This window comes from Paeniglutamicibacter sp. Y32M11 (assembly GCF_019285735.1).
GTDB lineage: Bacteria > Actinomycetota > Actinomycetes > Actinomycetales > Micrococcaceae > Paeniglutamicibacter.
Genome location: NZ_CP079107.1, coordinates 1,982,325 through 2,006,533, shown reverse-complemented (window position 1 = coordinate 2,006,533; position 24,209 = coordinate 1,982,325). Strand labels below are relative to the sequence as shown.

General features: G+C 60.2%; 24 protein-coding genes. 17 read left to right on the top strand and 7 right to left on the bottom strand.

Going from position 1 to position 24,209, the window contains the following annotated elements; all coding sequences use genetic code 11:
* Nucleotides 1-8 precede the first annotated feature (8 nt).
* Both KUF55_RS08820 and KUF55_RS08815 read left to right on the top strand, forming a co-directional pair.
* A complete protein-coding gene (locus KUF55_RS08820) occupies nt 9-1,154 on the top strand; it encodes a glycosyltransferase family 1 protein (RefSeq protein WP_218818606.1) in 1,146 nt (381 codons plus the stop codon).
* Between the two features lie 266 nt (nt 1,155-1,420).
* Nucleotides 1,421-2,218, top strand: coding sequence for an SGNH/GDSL hydrolase family protein (locus KUF55_RS08815; RefSeq protein WP_218818605.1), 798 nt, complete (start codon nt 1,421-1,423; stop codon nt 2,216-2,218).
* Nucleotides 2,219-2,266: 48 nt separating this feature from the next.
* Here the strand turns inward: KUF55_RS08815 and KUF55_RS08810 are convergent, their stop codons facing one another.
* Nucleotides 2,267-2,707 (bottom strand): VOC family protein, encoded by a 441-nt coding sequence (locus KUF55_RS08810; protein WP_218818604.1) that lies wholly within the window; start codon nt 2,705-2,707, stop codon nt 2,267-2,269.
* Between the two features lie 617 nt (nt 2,708-3,324).
* Between KUF55_RS08810 and KUF55_RS08805 the strand changes: the two genes are divergently transcribed.
* The 7 genes from KUF55_RS08805 to KUF55_RS08775 all read left to right on the top strand — a co-directional run bounded on the left by KUF55_RS08805 (nt 3,325) and on the right by KUF55_RS08775 (nt 8,880).
* Nucleotides 3,325-3,951, top strand: a complete 627-nt coding sequence (locus KUF55_RS08805) for a biotin transporter BioY (RefSeq protein ID WP_218818603.1) — start codon at nt 3,325-3,327, stop codon at nt 3,949-3,951.
* Entirely contained in the window at nt 3,951-5,036 is a 1,086-nt protein-coding gene (locus KUF55_RS08800; protein WP_218818602.1) for a class I adenylate-forming enzyme family protein, read from the top strand. Before KUF55_RS08805 ends, KUF55_RS08800 begins: the two co-directional genes overlap by 1 nt.
* Nucleotides 5,026-6,150, top strand: coding sequence for a thiolase family protein (locus KUF55_RS08795; RefSeq protein WP_255557396.1), 1,125 nt, complete (start codon nt 5,026-5,028; stop codon nt 6,148-6,150). Before KUF55_RS08800 ends, KUF55_RS08795 begins: the two co-directional genes overlap by 11 nt.
* A complete protein-coding gene (locus KUF55_RS08790) occupies nt 6,147-6,839 on the top strand; it encodes an energy-coupling factor ABC transporter ATP-binding protein (protein ID WP_218818601.1) in 693 nt (230 codons plus the stop codon). Before KUF55_RS08795 ends, KUF55_RS08790 begins: the two co-directional genes overlap by 4 nt.
* On the top strand, nt 6,833-7,444 hold the full coding sequence (locus KUF55_RS08785; protein ID WP_218818600.1) for an energy-coupling factor transporter transmembrane component T: 612 nt from the start codon (nt 6,833-6,835) through the stop codon (nt 7,442-7,444). Before KUF55_RS08790 ends, KUF55_RS08785 begins: the two co-directional genes overlap by 7 nt.
* The gene (locus tag KUF55_RS08780; protein WP_132363918.1) at nt 7,441-7,767 is read left to right on the top strand and encodes a CHY zinc finger protein; all 327 of its coding nucleotides are present in this window, start codon (nt 7,441-7,443) and stop codon (nt 7,765-7,767) included. Before KUF55_RS08785 ends, KUF55_RS08780 begins: the two co-directional genes overlap by 4 nt.
* Before the next feature lie 180 nt (nt 7,768-7,947).
* Nucleotides 7,948-8,880: an NAD(P)-dependent oxidoreductase gene (locus tag KUF55_RS08775; RefSeq protein WP_255557395.1), complete on the top strand. Its 933-nt coding sequence runs from the start codon at nt 7,948-7,950 to the stop codon at nt 8,878-8,880.
* Nucleotides 8,881-8,932: 52 nt separating this feature from the next.
* Here KUF55_RS08775 and KUF55_RS08770 read toward each other — a convergent pair whose 3' ends face one another.
* Nucleotides 8,933-9,433, bottom strand: coding sequence for a hypothetical protein (locus KUF55_RS08770; RefSeq protein WP_132363916.1), 501 nt, complete (start codon nt 9,431-9,433; stop codon nt 8,933-8,935).
* Between the two features lie 186 nt (nt 9,434-9,619).
* Nucleotides 9,620-10,558 (bottom strand): LysR family transcriptional regulator, encoded by a 939-nt coding sequence (locus tag KUF55_RS08765; RefSeq protein WP_218818599.1) that lies wholly within the window; start codon nt 10,556-10,558, stop codon nt 9,620-9,622.
* A gap of 239 nt (nt 10,559-10,797) precedes the next feature.
* Here KUF55_RS08765 and KUF55_RS08760 point away from each other — a divergent pair, with 239 nt between their 5' ends.
* Complete coding sequence (locus tag KUF55_RS08760) at nt 10,798-11,913, top strand: PrpF domain-containing protein (RefSeq protein WP_218818598.1); 1,116 nt, start codon at nt 10,798-10,800, stop codon at nt 11,911-11,913.
* 11 nt (nt 11,914-11,924) lie between these two features.
* On the top strand, nt 11,925-13,373 hold the full coding sequence (locus KUF55_RS08755) for an SLC13 family permease (RefSeq protein ID WP_132363910.1): 1,449 nt from the start codon (nt 11,925-11,927) through the stop codon (nt 13,371-13,373).
* A 137-nt stretch (nt 13,374-13,510) separates the two neighbouring features.
* Here KUF55_RS08755 and KUF55_RS08750 read toward each other — a convergent pair whose 3' ends face one another.
* The gene (locus KUF55_RS08750; protein ID WP_218818597.1) at nt 13,511-14,008 is read right to left on the bottom strand and encodes a GNAT family N-acetyltransferase; all 498 of its coding nucleotides are present in this window, start codon (nt 14,006-14,008) and stop codon (nt 13,511-13,513) included.
* Between the two features lie 129 nt (nt 14,009-14,137).
* Nucleotides 14,138-15,241, bottom strand: a complete 1,104-nt coding sequence (locus tag KUF55_RS08745) for a DNA alkylation repair protein (RefSeq protein ID WP_132363906.1) — start codon at nt 15,239-15,241, stop codon at nt 14,138-14,140.
* Between the two features lie 287 nt (nt 15,242-15,528).
* Here KUF55_RS08745 and KUF55_RS08740 point away from each other — a divergent pair, with 287 nt between their 5' ends.
* On the top strand, nt 15,529-15,912 hold the full coding sequence (locus KUF55_RS08740) for a DUF3054 domain-containing protein (protein ID WP_218818596.1): 384 nt from the start codon (nt 15,529-15,531) through the stop codon (nt 15,910-15,912).
* Nucleotides 15,913-15,971: 59 nt separating this feature from the next.
* Nucleotides 15,972-16,250, top strand: a complete 279-nt coding sequence (locus tag KUF55_RS08735) for an Lrp/AsnC family transcriptional regulator (protein ID WP_132363902.1) — start codon at nt 15,972-15,974, stop codon at nt 16,248-16,250.
* A gap of 430 nt (nt 16,251-16,680) precedes the next feature.
* Here KUF55_RS08735 and trpD read toward each other — a convergent pair whose 3' ends face one another.
* On the bottom strand, nt 16,681-17,631 hold the full coding sequence (trpD, locus tag KUF55_RS08730; RefSeq protein ID WP_255557449.1) for an anthranilate phosphoribosyltransferase: 951 nt from the start codon (nt 17,629-17,631) through the stop codon (nt 16,681-16,683).
* Nucleotides 17,632-17,879: 248 nt separating this feature from the next.
* On the opposite strand from trpD, the gene KUF55_RS08725 reads away from it, so the two are divergent.
* The 4 genes from KUF55_RS08725 (at nt 17,880) to KUF55_RS08710 (ending at nt 22,165) form a co-directional block, all read left to right on the top strand.
* Nucleotides 17,880-18,518, top strand: a complete 639-nt coding sequence (locus tag KUF55_RS08725) for a heme-copper oxidase subunit III (RefSeq protein WP_132363898.1) — start codon at nt 17,880-17,882, stop codon at nt 18,516-18,518.
* A gap of 63 nt (nt 18,519-18,581) precedes the next feature.
* Nucleotides 18,582-19,370 carry a c-type cytochrome gene (locus KUF55_RS08720; protein WP_132363896.1) on the top strand — a complete coding sequence of 263 codons (789 nt, stop codon included), beginning with the start codon at nt 18,582-18,584 and terminating at the stop codon, nt 19,368-19,370.
* Between the two features lie 69 nt (nt 19,371-19,439).
* Nucleotides 19,440-20,489 carry a ubiquinol-cytochrome c reductase iron-sulfur subunit gene (locus KUF55_RS08715; RefSeq protein WP_218818595.1) on the top strand — a complete coding sequence of 350 codons (1,050 nt, stop codon included), beginning with the start codon at nt 19,440-19,442 and terminating at the stop codon, nt 20,487-20,489.
* Nucleotides 20,489-22,165 carry a cytochrome bc complex cytochrome b subunit gene (locus tag KUF55_RS08710; RefSeq protein WP_218818594.1) on the top strand — a complete coding sequence of 559 codons (1,677 nt, stop codon included), beginning with the start codon at nt 20,489-20,491 and terminating at the stop codon, nt 22,163-22,165. The genes KUF55_RS08715 and KUF55_RS08710 overlap by 1 nt, the downstream gene beginning before the upstream one ends.
* A 496-nt stretch (nt 22,166-22,661) precedes the next feature.
* Here the strand turns inward: KUF55_RS08710 and KUF55_RS08705 are convergent, their stop codons facing one another.
* Nucleotides 22,662-23,816 (bottom strand): hypothetical protein, encoded by a 1,155-nt coding sequence (locus tag KUF55_RS08705; protein ID WP_218818593.1) that lies wholly within the window; start codon nt 23,814-23,816, stop codon nt 22,662-22,664.
* Nucleotides 23,817-24,209: the final 393 nt, after the last annotated feature.

Here is a 24,209-nt window from a genome sequence, read left to right as displayed (position 1 = left end):
GTTGAGGCGTGAAAGTTGCCATAGTTGCTGAATCGTTCTTTCCCGAGATGAATGGGGTTACCCATTCGCTGCTGAAAATCTTGCAGCATCTGGATGCGCGCGGTGACCAAGTCTTGGTCATCGCTCCATCGACACTGGAAAATGCGCCTCCCACGCTGGAAGGCGCCGTTATCCGGCGGTTACCGGCCATTCCTCTTGCCGGTTACCGGAACATCCGGGTAGCCATGGGCGGGGTGGTGCGAGTAAAAGCCCTGTTGGCTGAATTCAATCCCGACGTTGTCCACTTGGCATCACCCTTTGTGCTGGGTTGGCGTGCAGTCCGGGCGGCAGCGGCCTTGAATATTCCCTCGGTAGCGGTCTACCAAACCGACATTCCCGGGTATGCGGCCAGATATGGCATGCCATTTCTAGAAAATTGGGCCTGGCAGCGTGTGAAACGGATCCACTGTGCGGCGACAACAACCCTGGTTCCCTCAAGTGACTCCTTTCAAAAACTCGAGGCTCATGGCATCCCGCGAATGGAATTGTGGCGCCGCGGTGTAGATATCGAACGGTTCCATCCGGAGAAACGTAGCGCCGAATTCCGTCAGATGGTTGCCCCTCAAGGGCAGAAAATCATTGGATACGTGGGGCGCCTTGCTCTCGAAAAGCAGGTGGAGGATCTTGCAGCATTAGCAGCGATCCCCAATACCCGGCTAGTTATCGTCGGTGATGGACCGCAGCGCGAGGTGCTCGAATCGATTCTTCCGGAGGCCTGTTTCGCGGGCTTCTTGGGAGGCGATGAACTGGCCACTGCCATGGCCTCCTTTGATCTGTTTGTGCATCCGGGCGAACTCGAAACTTTTTGCCAGACCATCCAGGAAGCCATGGCCTCGGGAGTCCCCGTTGTAGCAACCGGACGCGGAGGACCCGTGGATCTTGTGGATTCTTCCCGCACGGGATGGCTCTATGAACCGGGGGACCTGACTCAATTGCGTGAATACGTGATGGACCTGATAGGTGACGACGCCAAACGAGCGGCCTTTGCTACTGCTGCATTCCAACAAGTCCAGGGTCGCAGCTGGCATGTTGTATGCGAGCAGTTGATGGGTATCTACGCTCAGGCCATCAACGAACGTCCTCGGGTTCCGGCCACACTCCGAGCAAGCAAATGATTGCTTCAAAAATTGGTGTACGTCACAGCCGCTCCACGTGGGTGCCCACACTGATGTCAGAGGTTTATCCGGTTGACGGTCGCTATGCGGATTCCGTAGGGGTCCTTCAGCTGAAGCCGACCGAGGCAGATGCACCATGGTCGAAAGCTGGGACACAGCGGTCCAGTCCCACCAACGAAACGGAATTATCGCTCGGGCCGGGGTCTACCGCTGCTCTAGCGCCATGCCGATGCTTGGCTCCTCGACGAACAACCGTTTAGCTTCGCATGATGGATCACGGACCAGGCCGCTACGTTGCCCTGGGCGACTCCTTTACCGAGGGTGTCGGGGATTTCAGCAAGCGGCGCCCCAATGGAGTTCGCGGCTGGGCCGACAGAGTTGCCGAAACACTCGCTAGCGATAGCCCGGGCTGGGAATACGCAAATCTGGCCATCCGCAGCAAGCGCCTTCGGCACATCATTGCGGAGCAGCTGGAACCCGCCATCAAGATGGAGCCAACCCTCATCACGCTATATGCCGGCGGCAATGACGTCATGGATTTCGGGACCAAAATTGCCGATATTTTGGCCGAGTATGAATTTATGGTTCAGCGTCTAGCCGAGACTGGCGCAACGCTGGTGCTATTTACCGGGTACGACGTTGAAGTCTCGCCGATTTTGGGACCATTACGCCGTAAGAACCATGCCTACAACGACGGGGTCCGGCTCATCGCTGCCAAATACGGTGCGATCCTCGTGGACTACGCGAACTTCAGCGCCTATGCCACTTCTCGCATGTGGGGACCCGACCGTCTGCATATGTCTAAGGCGGGGCACAAATACTTGGCAGCGAGGGTTCTAGATGTTCTTGCGGTTCCGCACGGCATCACACACAAGAACAAACGGACGGCCGAGCTCAGCGTTCGACAACGAGCGAAAGAACATCGGGTGTGGATCACCGAGTGGGTTCTACCCCTCTTCGGCCGCAAGCTGCGGGGCACCACCTTGGGTGATGCCCTCAGTCCGCGCTGGCCGGAGCCGGTACGTGTGCCTCCGAGAAAAGGGCTGAAGAAATTGACTCGCTAAGGACGGAATTCCGGGAGCCGTCGTACCGTTGAAGACCAGCCCGAGCGGTCACCGGATTCGCTCGGCCAGGGCCACGAGAATGCCTTCCGGCCCACGCACGTAGGCCATGCGCCAGCTACCTTCATACTCGCCAATGCCACCGACTAGCCCGTAACCCTGAGCGGCCATCCGATCAACGTGCGCTTGAATATCGTCTACTTCAAACGACAAACTTCGCAGCCCCAGCTCATTGGCCATGGCATCGGGTGACCCCGGTTCGGGATCCGGCCGAACGAAACTTGAAAGCTCCACGGCGCTCTCACCGCCGGGCGTTCGCAACATGACGATTTCCGTTCGAGAATTCGGGATCGCTGTGACGGTGTCGATGAACTCTCCCTCCACGAACGTTCTGCCATCGATTTCCAGACCAAGTTCGACGAAGAATGCCGTTACCTTATCGAGGTCTCGAACTGTGACACCAACGTGGTCAAACCGAATGACGTGCGTCATGATTACAGCCTCCAAAATTGGTGGATCTAGCCTGTCCATGGCCGATTCTACGGCGGACCGAGTAGGTGCGAAAGGCTCGGGCTGCGCGCCACGAGAGTCCATCAGGGCCAAGATATTCTCTGCCGTGGACCCCCCAACGCTGCCGTAAACACGTCCCCCCGAAACAGATTTTGAGCCGGAAATCTGCTGATGTCGCACCCGTCCCAAATCATTCGCCAGCCGCAATCGGTAATTCATCTGTTTCTTGCTACGGGGCGCAAAGTTGCCGGCACTCCCCCACTCAAAAGCTGCCTGCCACTATCACTCCCCTGGCGACGATCCGGACCGTTTCACCCTGCAACCGCAAGAACTAGAGATCACACAACCCGTGTTCGTGAAGAATGCCAACAGCCACGAATAGCTAACGTACGGCGCCAACAACGTGCATCATAGCGACTTTGACTCGAGGTGATGCAACCAGCTTCGGCGGCGCCGGGACACTCCACGCCGAAGTATGACCGCGGTTTTTGTTTCTTTTGCCGCGGTATCACTATAGTGAACACCAACCTCCTGAACGGCGTTCAATTGAGCAGTGTTCAGGTTCGCCTCGTTCACCATTAATCAAAAGGAATCTTCCCATGGCCCCTCCAGAACTCCTGCCAAATCGTCACGACCGACGAGGACTCGACGCCAAAGGCCTAGCCCGGGTCGCCGTGTTCGCCGCCATCGTTGCCGTCCTTGGCCTGCCGGGCGGCTTCACCCTCGCGGGCGGCGTTCCGATCACCGTCCAAACGCTCGGCGTGATGCTCGCCGGAGCCATTCTGGGTCCATGGTTAGGCGCACTGTCGATGACGGTGCTGCTGGCACTGGTAGCGATTGGTCTACCGCTGCTGGCCGGCGGACGCGGTGGCATCGGCGTTTTCTTCGGTCCATCGGCCGGATACCTCATCGGCTGGATTCTTGGCGCATTGGTGATCGGTCTGATCGTGCATGCCGCAGGGCGCAAGCCGGTGGTTTGGCGGACCGCGCTCGGCATTTTTGTGGGGGGAATCCCGGTCATCTACGCCGTGGGGGTCCCGGTGCAGAGCATGATCACCGGACTGCCGCTCGGCCAGACCCTCCTGATGAGCTCGGCCTTCCTGCCGGGTGACCTGTTCAAGGTCGTCACCGCGACGTTCATCGTGACGACTCTTCTCCGGGCGTATCCTCGAGCCTTCGCCCGCGTGTGGGCGGCCACACCAACCCGAGCCTTGGACCGGGTCTAATGATCATTCCCCTCACCGATGCCGAACCCGATCTGCCTCAGCGCCTTGGACGGATCCGCGCGGCCGGCGACATCCCCCTGGTCGGTGACCGCCGGTGGAGCACCAGCGATTGGGACGCCATCACCGCGAAAGCGCGTTGTGCTCAGGTGCCCGAGGCAACCGCTTGGGCGACACTGACCTCCGGAAGCAGTGGGGCGCCGCGGATCGTGCTGCGCAGCGCCGCATCCTGGGCAGACTCCTTCGCAGCCGCTAGCGAATTCTTGGATGCTGGACCGGAGAGCCAGGTGGCTCTTCCGGTCCCGCCGGCATCCTCACTCACCCTATTTTCACTCGCCCATTCCTTGTCCGGTGGCCCGAAGCCACTGCTGGGCGGCACCGTGGATGCCGACGCCCTGCACGGCACCCCACAGTCATTGCGCGCCCTGCTCGACGCGGGAGTTTCACCACGATTGCGTACGGCCTTGATCGGCGGCTCCCACCTGGATCCGGCGCTACGCCAGCGCGCCGAAGCCGCGGGGATCCGCGTCACCGCCTACTACGGTGCGGCAGAGCTGTCCTTTGTTGCGTGCGATACCGGTGAGGGATTGCGCGCCTTCCCGGGTGCCGAGCTGGAGATCCGCGACGGCGAGCTGTGGGTGCGCTCACCGTTCATCGCCTCCGGATATGCCGGTGCCACCGGTCCCCTGCGCCGCGACGGCGACTGGGCCACCGTCGGTGACCGCGCCGAACTCAATGACGGTTACCTGCGCCTACTGGGCCGGGCAGATGACGCGATTCTCAGTGCCTCGGCCACGATCGTGCCCGAGGAAGTCGAGGCGGCACTGCGCTTAATCCCGGGGGTTCGCGACGCGCTGGTGTTCGGATATCCGCGGGAGCACATTGGTTCCTTGGTCTCCGCCCTGCTGGAGCTCGAAGACGATGTGCAGGTAACTGTGCCAGACCTCAGCCGCGCCCAGCTACTGCCGGCTCACCGGCCACGACGTTGGTTCACCGGGAACATTCCACGCACCGCGTCGGGCAAACCCGCGCGGGTCGAAGCCCTGCGTTTGGTACTGGCCGGGGAGGTGCAGCCTCTTGGCCGCTAAGAATGATCCGGTGATCATCGCCGCCCGACGATCACCGATTGGTACCCGCGGCCGCGCCCTGGCCCACTTACGCGTGGAGGAACTGGCCGCGCCGGTGATCCGGGCTGCCCTCAACGATGCCGAGGCTATCCACGGTGCTCCGATCAACGTGGCCGATGTGATTCTGGGCAACTGCATGGGCCCGGGTGGAAACCCCGGCCGGGTTTCCGCGCTGGCGGCCGGTCTGGGCCACGCGGTGCCCGGTGCCACGGTGGATCGACAGTGCGGTAGCGGGCTGGCCGCACTACTTGATGCCGCGGCAGCGATCCGCGCCGGCGATCCTCGGATGCGTATCGCCGGAGGTGTTGAGAGTGCCTCCACGGCACCGGTGCGTTCGATCAACGGCAAAGGCTACGACAAGGCACCCTTTGCTCCTTCCGGCTTCAGCGACCCGGAAATGACCCGGGCCGCCGAGGACTTAGCGGTGCACGATCAGCTGTCACGCCCACGTCAGGATGCCCATGCGGCCCGCAGTCATGCGCGCGCCCGGGCGGCACTGTCGGCCGGGCGCTTCACCGCCGAGCTGGTGCCGCTGGCCGGGCTGGAGCATGACGACGCGATCGGCGGCGCGGAACGACTGCTCACCCGCCTGCCACCACTTTTTCCCGGTGGCACGCTCACCGCCGGCACGGCAACGCGCATCGGGGATGGCGCGGCTGCCCTGGTGCTAGCCGGGCCCGGCTCCGGACCCGGGCTTGGCCTGAGAGCCTCGGCAGTTACGGGCTGCGATCCGGCACTACCTGGCATCGGCGCCGCCGGAGCCATCCGGGCCGCCCTCGACTCGGCGGGTTTGAAGATGGGGGACATTGCTGCGTTCGAAATTGTGGAGGCCTTTGCCGCCCAGAGCCTCGCGGTGCTCGATCGGCTCGGACTCAAGGACGATGACCCGCGACTGTCCGCCGATGGAGGTGCGCTGGCACTCGGTCATCCGTGGGGCGCCAGTGGTGCCATCGCGGTGGTCCGACTCTTCAGTCGGCTCGTGCGCTCCGGTGCCCCGGCCGGGACCTTTGGAGTGGCAGCTGCATCGATTGGTGGCGGCATGGGGATCGCCGTCGTCGTGGAGGTGGTTCGATGAGCGCGGCGGCTATTCGACTTCGGGACGTCGGGGTGCGCCTGGGCGAGGTGGACGTGCTGCAAAATCTGTCCCTGGATCTTCAAGCGCGCACCGTCGCGGTCATTGGGGAGAACGGTTCGGGTAAATCTACCTTTGCTCGAGTGCTCGGTGGCTTGATCAATCGAACCTCGGGTGAACTGAGCATCATGGGCATAGATCCTGCACGCCGGGCTGCCGAGTTGCGCCGTCGCATCGCGATCGTCTTCAGCAACCCCGACGCACAAATCATCATGCCGACCGTTGCCGAGGACGTGGCCTTCTCGCTGCGCACAGAGCGCCTCCCACCGGCGGAGCTCACCCGACGGGTGGGTGCAGCCATGGAACACTTCGGGCTCACGGAGCTGGCACAACGCCCCTCACACGATCTTTCCGGTGGCCAGAAACAGCTGCTCGCGCTCTGTGGTGCCATGGTCCGCAACCCGGAACTGGTCATTGCCGATGAACCAACCGCGTACCTTGATGCCCGCAACGCCCGCCGCGTCGCCGAACACCTCTTAGCGGACGCCGGACACCGCCTGGTGCTTGTCACCCACGACCTTGCGCTGGCGGCACGGTGCGAACAGGTCGCACTTTTTGCCGATGGAGCGCTGGTGGGCCTCGGGGAACCGGAGGAGATCATCTCCCAATATGAGGCGGTGCTGGCATGCTGACGCTGTACCGCCCGGGGACCGGCTGGCTGCATCGGCTGCCCGCCGGTCCAAAGCTGCTGCTGATTTTGGCGGTGGTGCTGGTCGTGTCCTTGCTGCCGGTCCACTGGTCCACGGCCGCCATTGCAGCACTCGTGGCCGTGGCGGGCTACACGGTGACAGGTCTGGGACCGGGTCTCAGTGGGATCCGGGAGCTGGGACACCAGGTCTTTTCGCTTCGCTGGATCATGGTGATCACCCTGGTCAGTCAGCTGATTTTTATGGGTCCTGAGCCCGCGGTGGCCAATACCGTCCGGGTCACCGCGGCGATCGTACTCGCCGCGCTGCTGTCCCTCACCACCCGGGTGACGGCGCTGCTGGATGCTATCGAGCGCGGGCTGCGCCCCCTGGAACGGTTGGGCCTGGACGCGGCGCGATGCGCCCTCTTGCTGACGGTCACCATCAGCACCATCCCGGTGCTCGGACGCCGGGCGGCCGAGGTACGTGATGCGCAGCGGGACCGTGGGGCGCGGAACAACCCGCGAACCTTCGTGATCCCCTTTCTGATCGTCGCGCTTAAACACGCCGATGAACTTGGAGATGCACTAACCGCGCGTGGTGTGCGATGAGCCGGCAGCGGCCGCAGGTCTTGGGCCCGGTGGTTGATGACCAGACGCGTTGCATTCACTATCGGACGCCGCTAGACGTAATTGCTATCAAGTTCGTGTGCTGCGGTGATTTTTATCCATGCCATCTCTGCCATGGCGTGGCCGCGGATCATGCCGCAGAGCAGTGGCCGGTGGGTCGCCGTGCCGAGCGGGCAGTGCTCTGCGGCGTCTGCGGGTGTCAGCTGAGGATCTCTACGTATCTTGGGCTCGGAAGCTGCCCCGAGTGCGCCGCGGAGTTTAATCCCGGATGCAAGCTCCACCTCGAGCTGTACTTCCAGATTTGATGGCTTGTCGGGGCCATACGGCGTAGTTTTTTGCCGGTCGATTGTTGGATCTTGCCGTATTCAACATCCTGCCGGTCACCCTGCGGCTAGCCATCGATCACCTTCTCATCAGGTCATGGCCGAGACCCAGCTCCAAGGCCAGATCCAGTAGAGTGCAAAGCCAGCGTAAAGAAACTGGAGGTGAGTGTGCGCGCAGTACTTTTGGGTGGGACCGGTGCCATGGGCGGGGCCACCGCTATGATGCTGTCCGAGGCGGGCTGGAGCGTCGACGTGACGGGTCGTGATCCTTCCAGGATGCCGAAGGCTCTCACCGAGGCGGGCGTAAACTTTCATCAGATCGATCGACACGACATCCGCGAGGTTCAACACCTTATCAGTCACGGCGCCGACCTGCTGGTGGACCTCCTCGCCTACTCTGCTCCCCACGTTCGTGCGCTGCTGCCCGCGCTGCCCGACGTCACCAACATGGTCCTGATTTCCAGCAGGGCCGTTTACACCGATGATGCGGGGCGGCACCTCAACGGCGATGCCCCACCACGCTTTACCTCGCCACTTAGTGAAACGGCTCCCACCGTCCCACCGGCTGCCGATGATGTTGATCCGGATACCCGCGAGGGTTATGCGCCGGGAAAGGTTGCGGCCGAGCTAGCCGCCCTTGAATCGGGGTTTCCGGTCACAGTGATTAGACCTTCAAAGGTGCACGGTCGGTGGGCCCGAAATGCCCGAACCAGCAGTGTTATACAGCTGCTGCGTTCCGGAGTTGAACGTATTGAGCTGGCTCAGGCCAACACGATTGACCACCTGAGCGCCGCCAAAAATGTTGCCGCTCTCATTCACACGGTGGCGCCGCTTCCGGGCAGACGAATCCTCAACGCTGCAGATCCTGACGCTCCGACGGCCGAGGACATCGTGCGGATCATTGCTGCCGAGCTGTCCTGGAACGGGCACATCGAACGGGCTATCGACGGTGCTAAGCTCTTTCGCCACCCGTGGCAGACGGCCATGACGCTAGATACTACGGCTGCGCTCAAGATGGGGTACCGTCCCGTTGGAAATGCCGTTGACCTGATCACCGACGAAGTCCGCTGGTTGTTATCCACGGAAATGGCTTGATAGAGCTATCGCTTCCCGGGCCACCTCGCAGTGACACGAAGTGTATTGCTCCCTAGGCGCGGGCCTGGACAAGATTCGCGAACGGCAGCCGACCATAGGTGTGGTGGAACTGTGCGTGATAGTTGGCCTGTGCGGCGTTCAGCGATTCGGCGGGCAATTCCTTCCACGCCACGAGGAGCTTGCCCGCGTCGACCAATTGCCAGATGAGGCGACCGTCCCAATGTCCGGGCGGTTTACCGTTTCCGAAGTCAACAAATTCCTGAATCTGGCGACGTAGGCCGCGGTTGCCCTTGCTCCCGGTACTGGCCTTGCCAATGAACAGGACATCGGCTTCTTCGACCCACTCGGCGGTGAGACTGGCGGCCGGCAGTGAAGGATTCTTCTTTTTGAAGACTCCGGCGGTGCTTTTGGGCAGGAAGTTGGGTTCGAAGTCCGCCGGTCGTAGGACGGCGAAGATTCCTTGGTGCTGGGGAATCCGGTTGATCTCGAGCGTCGCGATGGGCCGAAATCCGGTGAACCCGTCGTCTTTGAGTGATTTTTTGTTCAACGGTATCGGAATCCTTGAATAATAACGGTGGGGCTAGAACATGGCTTTTCCGTGGGGGCGCAGAATCGCATCTTTGATGTTACCGCCCCGGGCCGCGACCCTGTGGTTCGGGGCCGGTCCTCTGGGTCTTGGACACTGGGCAGAGGCAACTCATGGCCCGCTGCCTAGCACCCAAACAAACGCGAAGTCACTTTAGAGATAGTCCTCGTGATGATCACGAGCAATTTCTAGAAGTGTGGACTGAAATGCCACCTCGGCCGGTGCATAGATCTTGTCTTGGCGTTGTGCGAGAAAAACTCTCCGCATGGGCGCTGCATCTCCCAAGCTGATGACTCGTACGTCCGGATGTTGGAGGGCAACGGCAGTCTTCGGCACCATGGCCACACCCATCCCGACGCTCACCATGGCTTGGGCCTCTTGGTAGTCGTTGGCCAAAAACCCAATGGTCGGTTCAAATCCGGCATCATGAGCCGATCTCTGCAACACCTCGACCACGGGGTGGGCTTCGGCACGGACGATCCAGGATTCTGTACGCAGTTCTTCCATTCGCACCTCGTCCCTGTCGGCTAGGCGATGCCCGCGGGCCACGAGGATGACGGTGCTTTCCTGGAAAACTTCCGTGACCCGGATGGAATCGTCACTAAAGCGATTCCATGGGTAGTCCCAGAGCAAACACAGCCCGGTGACGCCGGCCTCGAGGTCGGACACCAGTTCATCAAAGCGCGCGCTGCGCACCGATAACCCAATGGCCGGATATCGCTTTTTGAAGGCACGGATCACCACCGGCAAGAACGAACCGGCCAGCGTGGGAAATGTACCCACGGTCAAGGAACCACGACCCAGACCGGCGATCTGATCGAGGTCGGACTGAGCCGCACGCATCTGACCAATAATCTTCCTGGCATGCCCGGCTAAGAGCTGGCCTGCCTCCGTGGGTGCCACGCCACGAGAGCGGCGGTTCAACAAGGGTTGCCCCACTTCTTGCTCAAGTTTGCGCATCTGCTGCGAAACAGCAGACGGCGTGTACATCATGAGATCCGCCGCGGCGGTGATGGAACCCTGCTCGACCACCTCCACCAGCAGCGCCAACCTTCGAATATCAAATAAATCTTGGTTGTCGTCGTTAAGCATCACTTCACCCTGCTGTCTGTTTAGTTCATTGAATAAAAACAGATCAAAACCAGTCTGATCTCAATCACGCATTTCACTAACCACCGGTGAACAGACGGGGATTTTCGCCCCACCTGACTGCGACTTAAGCAAGTCTACATACCTCGAAAGAAATCGAACATTGTCTTCATCTGTGATCCACCTCATTCTGATACCAAGCCCTGAACACACAAGCGGCACGAGGAGATGCAGAAAAGGCAATGAAGATTGAATCTGAATGGATGCGCGGCGGCACCAGCAAATGCTGGGTATTCGAAACCGAGCAGCTCAACGAGACACAAACCAGTCTCGATGAATTGCTTCCCCGACTTTTCGGAAGCCCCGACCAGAGGCAAATTGATGGTGTCGGCGGAGCCACGTCGACCACCAGCAAGGCAATAATTCTTCACCCCTCGACCCAGCCAGGTATCGACGTCGAATTCACCTTCGCTCAGGTCGGCATCGAAGAAGCCACGGTGGACTGGGGAAGCAACTGCGGAAATTGCTCCGCGGTCGTGGGGCTATATGCCATCGAGAAGGGCTGGGTCCTCCCACACGCAGAGACCACCCGGATCACCACCCGCAACACAAACACCGGGCAGATCATTGTTCAGCGCGTGCCGACCCCCGGAGGGGCCCTACCCATCGTTCCGGAGGCGAATATGCCCGGCGTTGCGTTCCCCGGGTACAAGGTCGGGCTCGGTTTTCAGAATCCGGCGGGAATGACCACCGGCAGCCTGCTGCCCTCGGGCGCGGCCAACGACGTACTCACCGCCGACGGAACCAACTGGACCGTATCCATGGTCGATGCTGGCGCTCCGGTTGTCATCGTCCGCGCCGAGGACCTTGGCTTGGACGTCGCCCGATACGACACCTGGGTCGGCGGAGTCGAACTGCAGTTGGACACCTTGGACAAGATCCGCCGGCAGGCAGCCGTGCTCATGGGTCTCGCGGCCACCGCCGCCGAGGCCGCCCGGGCCATCCCTAAACTCGCCATCGTTGGCGCCCCGGCAGCGGACCCCGATGCCGATGTCAACGTCATGATGCTCTCGATGGGCAGGCCCCACCCGGCACTGGCCATCACCGGCAGCATCGCTCTGACTCTGGCTGCACGAACACCCAACACGGTACTGAGCAACATCACCGGCAACACTGCGCGAAGCACGTTGCGCTTACGCACACCAGCCGGAGTGATCGAGACCTGGAGCGAGGAACACGACGGGTCACTAGTGGTCGGCGTCGACCGAACGGCCCGCACCATCGCCAGCACCACCATCTACCTCTCCGAGGCCATCGGCAGCGTCGCCGAAGCCTCCCTAGCAAGCGCAAGTTACTGAGGAGACACACCATGACCAATACAGCCGTAAAACCTGCTCCACCTGCCGAGCAGGAAGTTCACGAAACCGCTTCCGCACGACCGACCAGCAAACGCCGTGTCATGATTATTGCCGTAGCCTCGATCGCCTTCATCGCTCTGCTCGCCCTGATCATCGGACGGGCCATATTCGACCCAGCGGCTGCTTCTGATACGGAGACGCCCATGACGGCCACGCAGGTCATCCCCCTGATCGTTCTTGTTGTGATGTTTGTGATCGCCACCAAATGGCCGGTGAACATCGGAGTGATGGGACTGGTCGCATCCTTCGGCATCGGCTACTTTATGCTCGGAATGAGCGATAAGGAGATCCTGGCGGACTTCCCGGCCAGCATCGTGCTGACCATCGTCGGCGTCACCTACTTCTTCAGCATGGCCCAGCACAACGGGACCATCGACATCATCGTCAGAAATTGTGTGCGGGCCGTCCGCGGTAAGACGATGCTGTTGCCTTGGGTCTTCTTCCTCGTCGCTGCGGCACTGACCTCGCTGGGTACCTTCTCACCGGCCGCCGTTGCATTACTGGCTCCAGCTGCCATCGGCTTTGCCTACGAATCGCGCATTCATCCGGTACTCATGGGTGCCTTCATTATCAATGGCGCTCACGCCGGCGGATTCTCGCCATTGTCCGTCGCCGGCGTCTTGGTGCACGACATCGCCCTGGAAAACGGCTTCCCCGTCTCCCCCGGTGCACTCTTTATCGCTAGCTTCGTGATCAACCTGATTCTTTCCGTGCTCACCGTGGTGGTCTTCGCGCTTCTGGGCAAGTTGCGGGAGGGTGACGGCATCAAACACATCGACCCAAACGCATCCGACAGCGTCCGTCCCCGAGGACAACAGATCTTCACGTTGGTACTGATTGCCGCGATGCTCGTGAGCACCTTGGGCTTCCACCTTCCCATCGGATTTGTTGCTCTCTCTGCCGGGCTGCTGTTGGCACTGGTCAATATCAAGAAGCAGCAGTCCTTCGTCGCCGGCATCTCCTGGTCAACGGTCCTGCTGGTGGCGGGCATGATCACCTACGTCTCATTGCTCGAGCATGTTGGTGTCATCGACACCCTTGCCCACAAGGCGCTTGCCTTGGGTGCACCCATCCTGATCGCACTGGTGTTGTGCTACGTGATTGGTGTCGGCTCGGCCTTTGCTTCCTCCACCGCCTTGCTGGCAGCTTTCATCCCCCTTGCCGGCCCACTGTTGGCCGTCAGTTCCCTGAGTGCCTCCGGCACCGTTGCGGCCATTGCCATCGCCGCCACCGTCGTAGACGTTTCGCCCTTCTCCACCGCCGGCGCCTTAGTAGTGGCCAACGCCAGGGAAGATGATCGCCAGCGCGTCTACCGTCAGCTGATGATGTACGCCGGGGCCGTGGTCCTGGTCGCTCCGGTACTCGCTTGGGGCCTGCTCGTACCCACCGGCATCATGTAAACCGTTCCGCCTTCTGCACCAACAGAATTCACAGACTATCGGCCCGCCACGTTGATGTGGCGGGCCGATACTTTGTCATGTTACCTATTGCTGGTTTTGCGATTCAGTAACACCGAGGGAACAAAGCCGCCGCGGGATCATTGCTCTTTGATGAACAGCTTGAACCCCACGTGGGAGGCGGTGAAGCCCAATCGTTCATAAAACCTGTGAGCCGCGGTGCGGGACTGGTCGCTGATGAGTTGCACCAGGCCGACGCCACGACGCTTACCTTCAGCAATGGCCCAGCGCATCATCGCCGATCCAAGTCCGTTGCCACGCAAGTTATTCTCGACCCGGACGGCCTCCACCAACAACCGTGTGGCACCGAATCTGGCCAGCCCCGGAATGACAGTTAATTGCATGGTGGCAACAACGGCATCCCGATCATCAGTCACCACAATCAGCAGGTGTGCCGGATCCGCTTGGATCGCACGGAAGGCCCGAAGATATTGTCCTTGATGCTCGGGTGCGGTCGAGTTTTCCGCTCGTCGCACCGCATCGTTGGCCAGCAGCTCAACAATGTGCTCAACATCTGATTCGACGGCCCGACGCAGCTTGAATTGGCTTCCGGATATAACGAGGGTTTCGGCGATCATGAATTCAACTTCCTACTTGGTTCGTGATGGTTCCTGCGGCAAAAATCTCGCCGGACCACGGGTTATCTAAGGACAGACGTTGAATCGAACGCCACCCCGAGCCCCGTGATCACGATTGAGGACGCCGACCTACTCTTCGGGCAGCAGCTCGAACTCGGCCCGCTCGGACTCAACACCGTTTACCTGCACAGAGATCGCGTGTGTTCCCGGGTGATAACGCCGGGTGGTGATCGCCCGGAACGAATGATCGCGTTGAACCTCGAAACTTTCTCCCGATTCGAGAGTACGAGTGGCGAGCTTAAAGGTCTTGCCCGTCTGTCCCCCGTTGGCCTTGCGGTGGTAGACCGTGTAGTCGATGGCCACGCGCGCCGGTTCATCCGCGAGGTTGCGAAGTGTCGCACTGAAACCGATCGTCTGCCCGAAACCGATGCTGGCACGGCCCAGCACGGGACCGCTAATCTCCACCGAAACGGGGCCGAATCCCAGCAGTTCAAGCGCCTGAGCATTCCCCTTTTTGACCAACGTCCGCAGGGCGTGTCGCACTAAACGCGCCGTGTTCTCATCGGGATCCGAAAGCCAGCCTCGCGCAGTGTCAACGACCAGTTCGGGCTCATCACGGCTCAGGTCGTTGAGGTGGTTGGCCACCGATCGACGCACATATTCTTCCGGGTCTCGGTACAGGGCGTCCAAGACAGCGATCGTCACTCCGGGCTGTTCGGTGATTTCCGGAACTCTGGTTGCCCACGGTAGGTACGGTCGAGTGCCCTCGGTGGCCAGACGTCGCACATCCAGATCTTCGGATGTCGTCCACCCGCCAATGATTTGAAGGGCACGAGACAGGTCGTGCCTCAATAAGGTCCGGATGGCGAATTCGGCACTCAGCCGTCCGGTCAGCTCGGCAAGCAGCGCCATCGCGTCGTCAAAAGCCTCGGCAGTGCCTTGCGCCACGGCCTTAGTTGCAATCGCCGAGGTAACTGGCCAAATTAGCCATCCTCGGAAAGTGTCGTTCTGGCTCGCCAAACGGATGCTCTGAGCAAATGTGGCATAGTTCCCCGGAAGGTCTTCGACCAACGCATCTCGGAGGAGGTCGGCGCGCTCCCGTAAGCTCAGCCTGTCCATCTGTGTTGCGGCAGTCTTTAATGTGGGCAGCTCCACCTGTGGCAGCACCAGTTCCAGAGCCGTCACGAGGCTGCGCGCGGTAGATTCATTAATCAGTTGATCGGCGAATGGCATCGGCGGATCACTCGCCGCTCTTCTGGTGGACTGACCGCGGCTTGGGGCGAATGCTCACATTCCAGCGAGGTCCATCGGCCGCGGATCCATCGGTTACTGGGACGCGAGTTCGTAGAAAAGCACCACGCGATGCGTGCTTGAGTGTCTTGTTCATGTTGGTTCCCATCCTCGACCACCGAATTCCCCCGGTTGTCTATCCATCATGTCTCACGCCGGGTGGGACATCATTCAGTCCAGCAAACGGGACTCGTGACAACGCCTGCTACTACGAGAAGTAGAATAGCAACATGACTTCTCGTAAGACGTGGATCGCTTATTTTGCGATCGATCTAGTACTCGTTGTGCTGTTTGCCTTGAGCGGTAGGAGATCCCACGAGGAATCCCTGACCCTCCTGGGCGTGCTCCAAACTGCAGCACCATTCCTTATTGCACTGGCGGCGATGACGCTGATTTCACGGCCCTGGGAAAATCACTCTCGAATCTGGCCCACCGGCGTGCTCGTTTGGATCGGAACAGTCGCCTTGGGTCTCGCCCTGCGGGTGCTCTTTGGTGCCACCGCTGCCGTGCCGTTTATCATCGTGGCGGCCATCGTCCTCGGCATCTTCTTGATCGGTCGCCGCTTGATCACCACTTTCATCGTGCGTCGCCAAGCGCGCACCGCAGCATCCTGAACTAGGCTCAAGGCAAGTTTCCTGGAGTCATCACCCAATAACCATCTGGAGGTATAAACGTGGTCACAGCATTCGTCATGATCCAAACGGCTTCTGACAGCATTCCCGAGTGCGCCGAAAAGATTTCGGACATCGAAGGCATTTCCGAGGTTTACTCGGTTGCCGGCGATTGGGACCTGATCGCTATCGCACGGGTTCGTCACCACGAAGATCTGGCCGAAGTCATCGCCAATAAACTGTCCAAGGTCCCCGGAATTACGGGCACACAGACACATATTGCGTTTAGGGCATATTCCAGCCACGATCTGGATGCTGCTTTTTCGCTGGGTCTCGAGTAAAAATTTAGCTCGGCTTCGTGCCGATGTGCCTGCGGTTGCGTGTCCGCCCCTTGTGGGGGCGGACACGCGATCGCTTTGTCGCTTAAAAGCCCTACCGCCGCGCTACTTGGTGTGAACTCGTCCAGAGACGAACGACATCCGAGGCTGCGTGGAAATTCTCTGCACCCAGTGAGTGAAAACTTTTTTCGTTTCCGGCCCTTTGTTACGCGCCCATCAGCATTTCGCCGCCAATTCGGACATCACTGCCCTCGTGTTCAGGCAGATTCTTCAGCAGTGCGGAGGCGGCACAGAGAGGCCTGCCGCACCCGAAGCACCCCGGTGCGCCAGTTCCCAACAAATCGACCGCAGGGGCGTAGAAACAGCGCTGGCGCGCCGCACATCCCGTGAGATGCGCCGACGCGCCAGTCCAAGTTCAACAAATATCGTAAAACTAGGCCGTGGCGGCGATCCATTTCTCCAGCACCAGGCGCGCAGCCCCGGAATCGATGGATTCAGCGGCGCGAGCTACTGCCGCGCCCAGACGGTCGTTAAGCGAGCCCTCGGCAGATTCGTCGTAAGCGACCAGGCCGGCAGCAGCATTGAGCAACACGGCATCGCGCACCGGACCATGGACACCATCTAGTACATCGCGAACTACCTGCGCATTATGTTCTGCGTCTCCCCCACGCAGATCATCAAGCGTCACGCGGGCCATCCCGAGCTCACGAGCATCAAAGAGCGACTCGATAACTTTCCCGTCGCGCACCTCCCAAACCTTGTTATCTGCCGTTGTGGTCAGCTCATCCAGGCCATCTTCGCCGCGGAATACTAGTGCGCGAACTCCCCTGGCGGCCAGCACTCCCGCCATCAGCGGCGCCATGCGTAGGTCCGAGCAGCCGATGGCCGAAGCGCTGGGTTCCGCGGGGTTAGTCAGCGGACCCATGAAATTGAAGGCGGTGGGAACACCGAGTTCGCGTCGCGGGACGGCGGCATTGCGCATGGAGGGGTGGAAGATATTGGCAAAGCAGAAGGTGATATGTGCCGCATCCAAGACATCGTTCAACCGCTCGATGGGAACATCTAGGCGCACGCCTAAGGCCTCCAGAACGTCGGCGGAGCCCGAAGACGAGGATGAGGCCCGGTTGCCGTGCTTTACGATCAGCGCGCCGGCACCGGCGCAGACAAGTGAGGACATAGTGGAAATATTCACAGTGTTCTGTCGGTCACCACCGGTACCCACGATATCCAGGTGGTCACCCTCGATGGCCAGCGGTCGAGCATTAGCGATCATCGCCTCAACCAGGCCGGTCAGTTCGTCGACCGTCTCACCTTTACAGCGGAGCGCAACAAGGAAACCAGCCACCTGAGCGTCGCTGGCATTACCCGTCATCACCTCGCCCATGGCCCAATACGCTTGGTCCCTATCGAGGTCGCTTCCAGCGATCAGCGTAGAGAGAATTGTTGGCCATGTGGGGAACTTTTGGTTCGTTCGATTCGTTGACACACCTCAAGGTTATCTACGAATCGTAGAAAGTCTGAAATGTTAATCCCGCGTGTTTCCGCGGCTGTAGGCCTGAAGCTGCCAAAAATCGCGCCACGCGGGGGTCAATGCATTGGTGTCAGAGGCACTTTTATAGACATAATGGCTCTGTGACAACTGCGACTCATGCCCTAAATGCCCCGGCGCAAGCTGCGCCGAACCGTCCCAACATGGTGTCGGTAGGAACTGTCGTCTGGCTTGCCAGCGAGCTCATGTTCTTTGCCGCGCTTTTCGCCATGTATTTCACGCTCCGCGCTGCATCGCCGGAGATGTGGGCGAGCGAAACCGAGAAACTCAACGTTCCGTTCGCACTTATCAACACGATCATCCTGGTGTCGAGCTCATTCTCCTGCCAGTTGGGTGTCTTCCGTGCCGAGGATCTTAAGCCTCGCCGTACCGGCGGACTGTTCAACTTGAAGGAATGGGGAATGGTCGAGTGGTTCGTTGTGACCTTCATCCTCGGTGCCATCTTCGTTTCCGTGCAGGCCTTTGAGTACACCGAATTGGTTGCTCACGGCATTGCCTTGAACTCCAACGCCTACGGCTCGGTCTTCTACATGACCACCGGCTTCCACGGCTTGCACGTGGCTGGCGGCCTCATCGCTTTCCTGCTGATCATCGGACGTGCCTTGATTGCACGTAAGTTCGGTCACTTCGAAGCAACCAGTGCGATTGTTGTGTCTTACTACTGGCACTTCGTCGACGTCGTGTGGATCGCGTTGTTCGCGATCATCTACTTCCTGAAGTAGGCAACCCCTAAGTTGCCTACCAAAGGCAACCCCCGTTCTAAGAAATAAGTGAGGAACCAGCAAGTGAAGGCTCTTTCGCAAAGGCGTCGCCATCCACTCGCCGCCGTCGCACTGCTGCTGATGGGCCTGCTCATCACCGGAGGCCTATACATGGCAGCCGGCAGCGTCAACGAGGCCAAGGCGGCCACCGGATATAGCGCAAGCGATATCGAGGAGGGCAACAAGCTCTTCGTGGCCAACTGCGCTACCTGCCACGGTATGAATGCAGAAGGCTCCGCAGATGGGCCTTCGCTCATTGGTGTCGGTGCCGCTGCAGTCGACTTCCAGGTCGGAACCGGTCGTATGCCGATGCAGATGCAGGGGCCCCAGGCTCAGGCCAAGCCGGTACAGTTCGACGACGCCCAGATCTCGCAGCTCGCTGCGTATGTCTCCAGCTTGGGTGCCGGACCGTCCATTCCATCCGAAGACATGCTTGACACATCCCAGGGCAACGCCGCCGCCGGCGGTACGGTATTCCGCGTGAACTGCGCAATGTGTCACAACGCCGCCGCTGCCGGCGGTGCTCTTACGCGCGGTAAGTTCGCCCCATCCCTGGCCGGTGTCTCGGAGAAGCACATCTACGAAGCCATGGTTACTGGCCCGCAGAACATGCCCGTCTTCAATGACTCCAACGTCACCGCCGACGAGAAGCGCGACGTCATCACCTTCTTGAAGGAAATCGAAGCTCAGGGTTCCCCGGGTGGAGCCAAGCTTGGCTCGCTGGGTCCGGTCTCTGAAGGCCTGTTCATCTGGACGGCTGGTTTGGGCATCATCATCGCCTTCACCATCTGGCTCACTTCGCGTCCTTCTTAATCTGCTGGCGGTCCAGACCGCCATCATCACTACGTACTAATGAATCTTGAGAAAAGGATGAGAGACAACATGGGCGACCATAGTCACGGCAGTCCGGACGACTCGGGCACCGTTGCTAAGGCTGGCGCGGGAGACCTGGACAAGTTCCAGGATCCCGGCCTTCCGCCGCATCGGAAGCGCTTGGCAGATACCGACCCGCATGCAGAGAAGCGAGCAGAGCGTCAGGTAGCGCTGCTGTTTATCATCTCCATCATCGGAACGCTGTCGTTCTTTATTGCTTACTTCGTTCTCGGACGTCCGGAAGATATTTCGGAAATCCGTGTACAGAACGCGATGCTCGGCCTTGGCACCACCTTTGCCATGCTTGGCATTGGTATCGGCATCGTTCACTGGGCTAAAACCCTGATGCCGGACCACGAAATCTCGGAGCTGCGCCACGAGATCCGCCCCGAAGCGGATCGTCAGGACGCCGAGCAGATCATCAACCAGGTGGTCGAGGAAATGGGCATCAAGCGCCGCCCATTGATCCGTAACACCCTCATCGGTGCCATCGCTTTGGCCCCGATCCCGGCCATCTTCATGTTCCGAGATCTGGACCGTTCCGGCAAGAATGCCGGTGCCATGGTTGAACAGCTTCGCCACACCATGTGGGACACAAATGTTCGACTGACCAGGGACCCTTCGGGCACCCCGATCAAGGCTGCGGATGTGCAGCTCGGTTCGGTCTTCCACGTCATTCCCGAGGGTTTGAACGATCTCGAAGATCCGCTGAACGAAAAGGCCAAGGCCGTTGTTCTGTTGATGCGCCTGGACCCGGCATTGATGCACGTTTCCGAAGAGCGCAAGGATTGGCACCACGACGGAATCGTTGCTTACTCGAAGATCTGCACCCACGTTGGTTGCCCCGTTGCTCTGTACGAGCAGCAGACGCACCACCTGCTGTGCCCGTGCCACCAGTCGACCTTCGACCTCACTCAAGAGTGCAAGGTCATCTTTGGTCCGGCCGGTCGCCCGTTGCCGCAGCTGCCGATCACGGTTGACTCCGATGGCTTCTTGGTCGCTCAGAGCGACTTCCACGAGCCAGTCGGACCTAGCTACTGGGAGCGTGGTTCAAACTAATGAGCACCACTACTGAGTACACTCCGAAGACTTCCACCGGTCGCATTGCCAACTTTGTTGACTCACGCGTTGGCGGTTCGGCCATGGTCAAGGAATTTGGTCGCAAGATCTTCCCCGACCACTGGTCCTTCATGTTTGGTGAGGTGGCGCTGTACACCTTCGTACTGCTGCTGATCTCCGGAACGTTCCTGACGTTCTTCTTCGACCCATCGATGACGCACGTTGTCTACGATGGTTCATACAACCCGCTTAAGGGCATCGGCATGTCCGCCGCAATGTCTTCGACCATGGATATCTCCTTTGATGTCCGTGGCGGTCTGTTCATGCGACAGGTACACCACTGGTCGGCACTGCTGTTTGTTGCTTCCGTTTCGGTGCACATGCTCCGCGTGTTCTTCACCGGCGCCTTCCGCAAGCCGCGCGAACTGAACTGGGTTGTCGGCGGTCTCTTGCTCATCATGGCAATGGCTGCAGGCTTCACCGGCTACTCGCTCCCCGATGATCTGCTCTCCGGCAACGGTCTGCGCATCATTGACGGCGTGATCAAGTCGATCCCGCTGGTTGGCACCTACATTTCGCTGTTCCTCTTTGGCGGCGAATTCCCCGGTACCGTGGTTATTGCTCGCTTGTACTCACTGCACATCATGATCGTCCCGGCCGTCATCCTCCTTCTGGTTGCCGTCCACCTCTTCATGGTTGTTGTGCACAAGCACACCCAGTACCCCGGCCCGGGTCGCACCAACGACAACGTTGTTGGTTTCCCCGTTGGTCCGGTTTACGCTGCAAAGGCCGGTGGATTCTTCTTCATCGTCTTCGGCATCGTTGCCTTGATCTCCGGCTTGTTCACGATCAACCCGATCTGGAACTACGGTCCGTATGACCCGTCACCGGTTTCCGCCGGTACCCAGCCTGACTGGTACATCGGTTTTGTTGATGGTGCTCTGCGTTTGATGCCCGGTACTTTGGGCAACTTCTCCCTCGACTGGAACATCCCGTTGCCTTGGGGAGATAACTCCCTGGTGCTCAACGTGCTGCTTCCGGCGCTGGTTCCGGCCGGCATCATGTTCACGATCATGTTTACCTGGCCGTGGATCGAACGCTGGGTCACCAAGGACGAGCGCGAGCACCACCTGCTCGATCGTCCGCGTAACGCTCCGTTCCGTACGGGTATGGGTGTTGCGGGCGTCGTCTCGTACTGCGTGATGTGGGCTGCCGCTTCCTCTGACTTGATCGCTACACACTTCCATGTGTCGCTGAACGATGTCACGTACTGGTTGCGCGCTCTGTTCTTCATTGGCCCGATTGTTGGATTCATCGTGGCACGCCGCATTGCACTTTCGCTGCAGCGCAAGGACCGCGAGATCGTCTTGCACGGCCGCGAAACTGGCGTGATCCAGATGTCCCCCGAGGGCACCTTCACCGAACGCCACGAACCGCTGGATGCGTACAAGTTGCACCAGTTGGTCAACTACGAGGATCGCCAGTACATCCCGGCACAGCCCGATGCGGCTGGCCACATCTCGGCGGATGAAAAGCGCCGCGGTGCCTTGTCCAGGTTCTTCTTCGAGGATCGCGTTGCTCCGGTGACGCCTTCCGAGTTGGCTGCTCAGCATGCAGCACACGGACACGGCCCGGCAGAAATCGAAGATTCCTCCACGGAATCCATCGAGAAGTAGTAACTACCAGGATCTTTTCCTGACCGCTGGGGCTCACCATTTGGTGGGCCCCAGCGGCGTTTAAGGCCCACTGGGAAATTTCGCTCGTACCGTTCTTGGATGGTGCGGGCGCCGGTACACAAAGCTTCAGCGTTTTTCGCTCCAGGAGGGCGCCGTCTGGCAGTAAGCGAGCGGAGCCCCTGCGGACTCGTTCCGGCGCTCAGCGGCCATTGTGGGGCGTTTGGCATGGGGTACGCGGCGGCCGCACTCCCCCGGATCGGTGAATGTCAGTCATCGTGCCAGATAGAGGGGCACTGCATGGTCCGGGCGTCCTGGTGCGCGGCTGAGAAGTGGAAGTACTCGTATCTGCCTCCGGTCCGCGCAGCGTCCTACGTTGTTCCGCGCGGCATGTTCCGATAGCCTCGGGCCACGCACTGCACCACGGTTATGGGTGATGAAGGACTTTTGCCGACGACTCACCAAGCTGGTTCGATGGCTAGGTCGTGATCCGGATGGATCAGGTGCGGTCGGGGTTGCCTGTGCTCCGCGGCGAATTCTCCACCGGCCGGCCGTTGCGCAGCAGCCACGCGGTGTAAAGCTCACGCCGCCGATGCATGATACTGCTGGCGATAAACATGAATGGGCTCATCGCGGCAAGCAGGATGGCGCCTGCCGTTGAATAGAGCACGAATTCGGGGCTGGAGGCAACTCCCGCAAGTAGGGCCCCGGAGATGAAAATGAGCGCCGCCAGACAGTAGTAGGCGATGCCCGTTCCACGATTGATGCCCACCGACCCGGACATGTTGCGCCCATACCACTGCGGGAACCGCACCGTGCCCGAACGGTCCCTCTTCAGTTTCAGGAACCCGTGGATAAAGCACACCAGCGCGAGGCCCAATGCGATGAGCACCGGAATGATCCACATGACGTGGTCAATTCCCAGAGCCCAACTCATGACCAGAAGCGGGGCAAAAAAGAACACCAAAAGCGGACCGTAAAGCATCCATGCCCAGGCACGACCTCGGGTCCCGGCGTATGCGGCCGCTTCCAGTTCGAAATCTGTAGGTTCGGTGTCGAAGATCTGTGGACCGGGCATGACCTCACGCACCACCCGCCGAATGGGTTGCGGCGTGGTCGCACGTTGGGCCAGGTGTGCTGCGTAGACGTCGTCTCTGTCCATGCGCAGCTTGCGGGCGTGGAGCAGGCCATGGAGCACGAGCGTTATGGCCACCCACATGCCTACCAGGACGCTCGCCACTCTCGCGAAGTCGCCTTCACCGGCCATGAACACCACGACCACGGTGAAAAGCACACCGGTCACAACAATGCCGATGGCGGCAGGCTTGTCGCTCCGGATCGATTGGTCGGCCACGGTGAAGGCCACCGACGGCTTAGTCGGGCGCAGTGCCACCACTGCGGCAACTCCCCCGGAAATGAGCAGGACCACGATGCCAACATTGGTCATCACCGCAGCTCCCCCTGGTTCGAAGTGGCTGAGCCAACGCACGATCCATGCCGCCGAGGAGGCCAGTAAGATCCCCGAGCCATAAAGCACTGCATGGAAGATGCGGATGCGCCGCTCCACGAATCCGAGTGCCATGTGCTGGAATTCGTTGGCGTCGGGAATCCGGGGATCCTCGATCGTGTGGTCGTACCTGCGTGACAGCGGCATGTAAAAGGTACCTTTCCCGGGGTGTGGGGTATGAGGCCGCGGACGGAACAGTCTCGTTTCCACCGGTACAGGCTACACCCAGCTTGCCTATCGATTCGATTTTCTGGGCATACCTCCTCCCCCTGCTCCGAGGGAACCTCTGAAAGACGCACGTGCCTAGGTTTGAGATCTAGATTTGAGCACGGAGAGGACACCGCGCAATTTGCCTCTGGGACATTGGCAGCCACCGTCAATAGAAGGCGTCCCTGGGCGGCCGCGACCATGTCCCACCGATGGCCTACTGGTCACCGGCCAAGAAGACGCTGGACCACCGCGCACAAAGATCATGACCGGTTCACGGCAACCGTCCAGACACTCCAGAGACGTAGACCAGGCCTAACCAACGGTCTGGCG

Bases quoted from the DNA above. Each gene is read 5' to 3' on its own strand.
- KUF55_RS08750 (WP_218818597.1), bottom strand. From the start codon at position 14,008: ATGATCGCCGAAACCCTCGTTATATCCGGAAGCCAATTCAAGCTGCGT.
- KUF55_RS08740 (WP_218818596.1), top strand. From the start codon at position 15,529: ATGACTTCTCGTAAGACGTGGATCGCTTATTTTGCGATCGATCTAGTA.
- KUF55_RS08755 (WP_132363910.1), top strand. From the start codon at position 11,925: ATGACCAATACAGCCGTAAAACCTGCTCCACCTGCCGAGCAGGAAGTT.
- KUF55_RS08800 (WP_218818602.1), top strand. From the start codon at position 3,951: ATGATCATTCCCCTCACCGATGCCGAACCCGATCTGCCTCAGCGCCTT.
- KUF55_RS08765 (WP_218818599.1), bottom strand. From the start codon at position 10,558: ATGCTTAACGACGACAACCAAGATTTATTTGATATTCGAAGGTTGGCG.
- KUF55_RS08815 (WP_218818605.1), top strand. From the start codon at position 1,421: ATGATGGATCACGGACCAGGCCGCTACGTTGCCCTGGGCGACTCCTTT.
- KUF55_RS08760 (WP_218818598.1), top strand. From the start codon at position 10,798: ATGAAGATTGAATCTGAATGGATGCGCGGCGGCACCAGCAAATGCTGG.
- KUF55_RS08810 (WP_218818604.1), bottom strand. From the start codon at position 2,707: ATGACGCACGTCATTCGGTTTGACCACGTTGGTGTCACAGTTCGAGAC.
- KUF55_RS08785 (WP_218818600.1), top strand. From the start codon at position 6,833: ATGCTGACGCTGTACCGCCCGGGGACCGGCTGGCTGCATCGGCTGCCC.
- KUF55_RS08710 (WP_218818594.1), top strand. From the start codon at position 20,489: ATGAGCACCACTACTGAGTACACTCCGAAGACTTCCACCGGTCGCATT.
- KUF55_RS08780 (WP_132363918.1), top strand. From the start codon at position 7,441: ATGAGCCGGCAGCGGCCGCAGGTCTTGGGCCCGGTGGTTGATGACCAG.
- KUF55_RS08705 (WP_218818593.1), bottom strand. From the start codon at position 23,816: ATGCCGCTGTCACGCAGGTACGACCACACGATCGAGGATCCCCGGATT.
- KUF55_RS08805 (WP_218818603.1), top strand. From the start codon at position 3,325: ATGGCCCCTCCAGAACTCCTGCCAAATCGTCACGACCGACGAGGACTC.
- KUF55_RS08790 (WP_218818601.1), top strand. From the start codon at position 6,147: ATGAGCGCGGCGGCTATTCGACTTCGGGACGTCGGGGTGCGCCTGGGC.
- KUF55_RS08745 (WP_132363906.1), bottom strand. From the start codon at position 15,241: ATGCCATTCGCCGATCAACTGATTAATGAATCTACCGCGCGCAGCCTC.
- trpD (WP_255557449.1), bottom strand. From the start codon at position 17,631: ATGGGCGAGGTGATGACGGGTAATGCCAGCGACGCTCAGGTGGCTGGT.
- KUF55_RS08715 (WP_218818595.1), top strand. From the start codon at position 19,440: ATGGGCGACCATAGTCACGGCAGTCCGGACGACTCGGGCACCGTTGCT.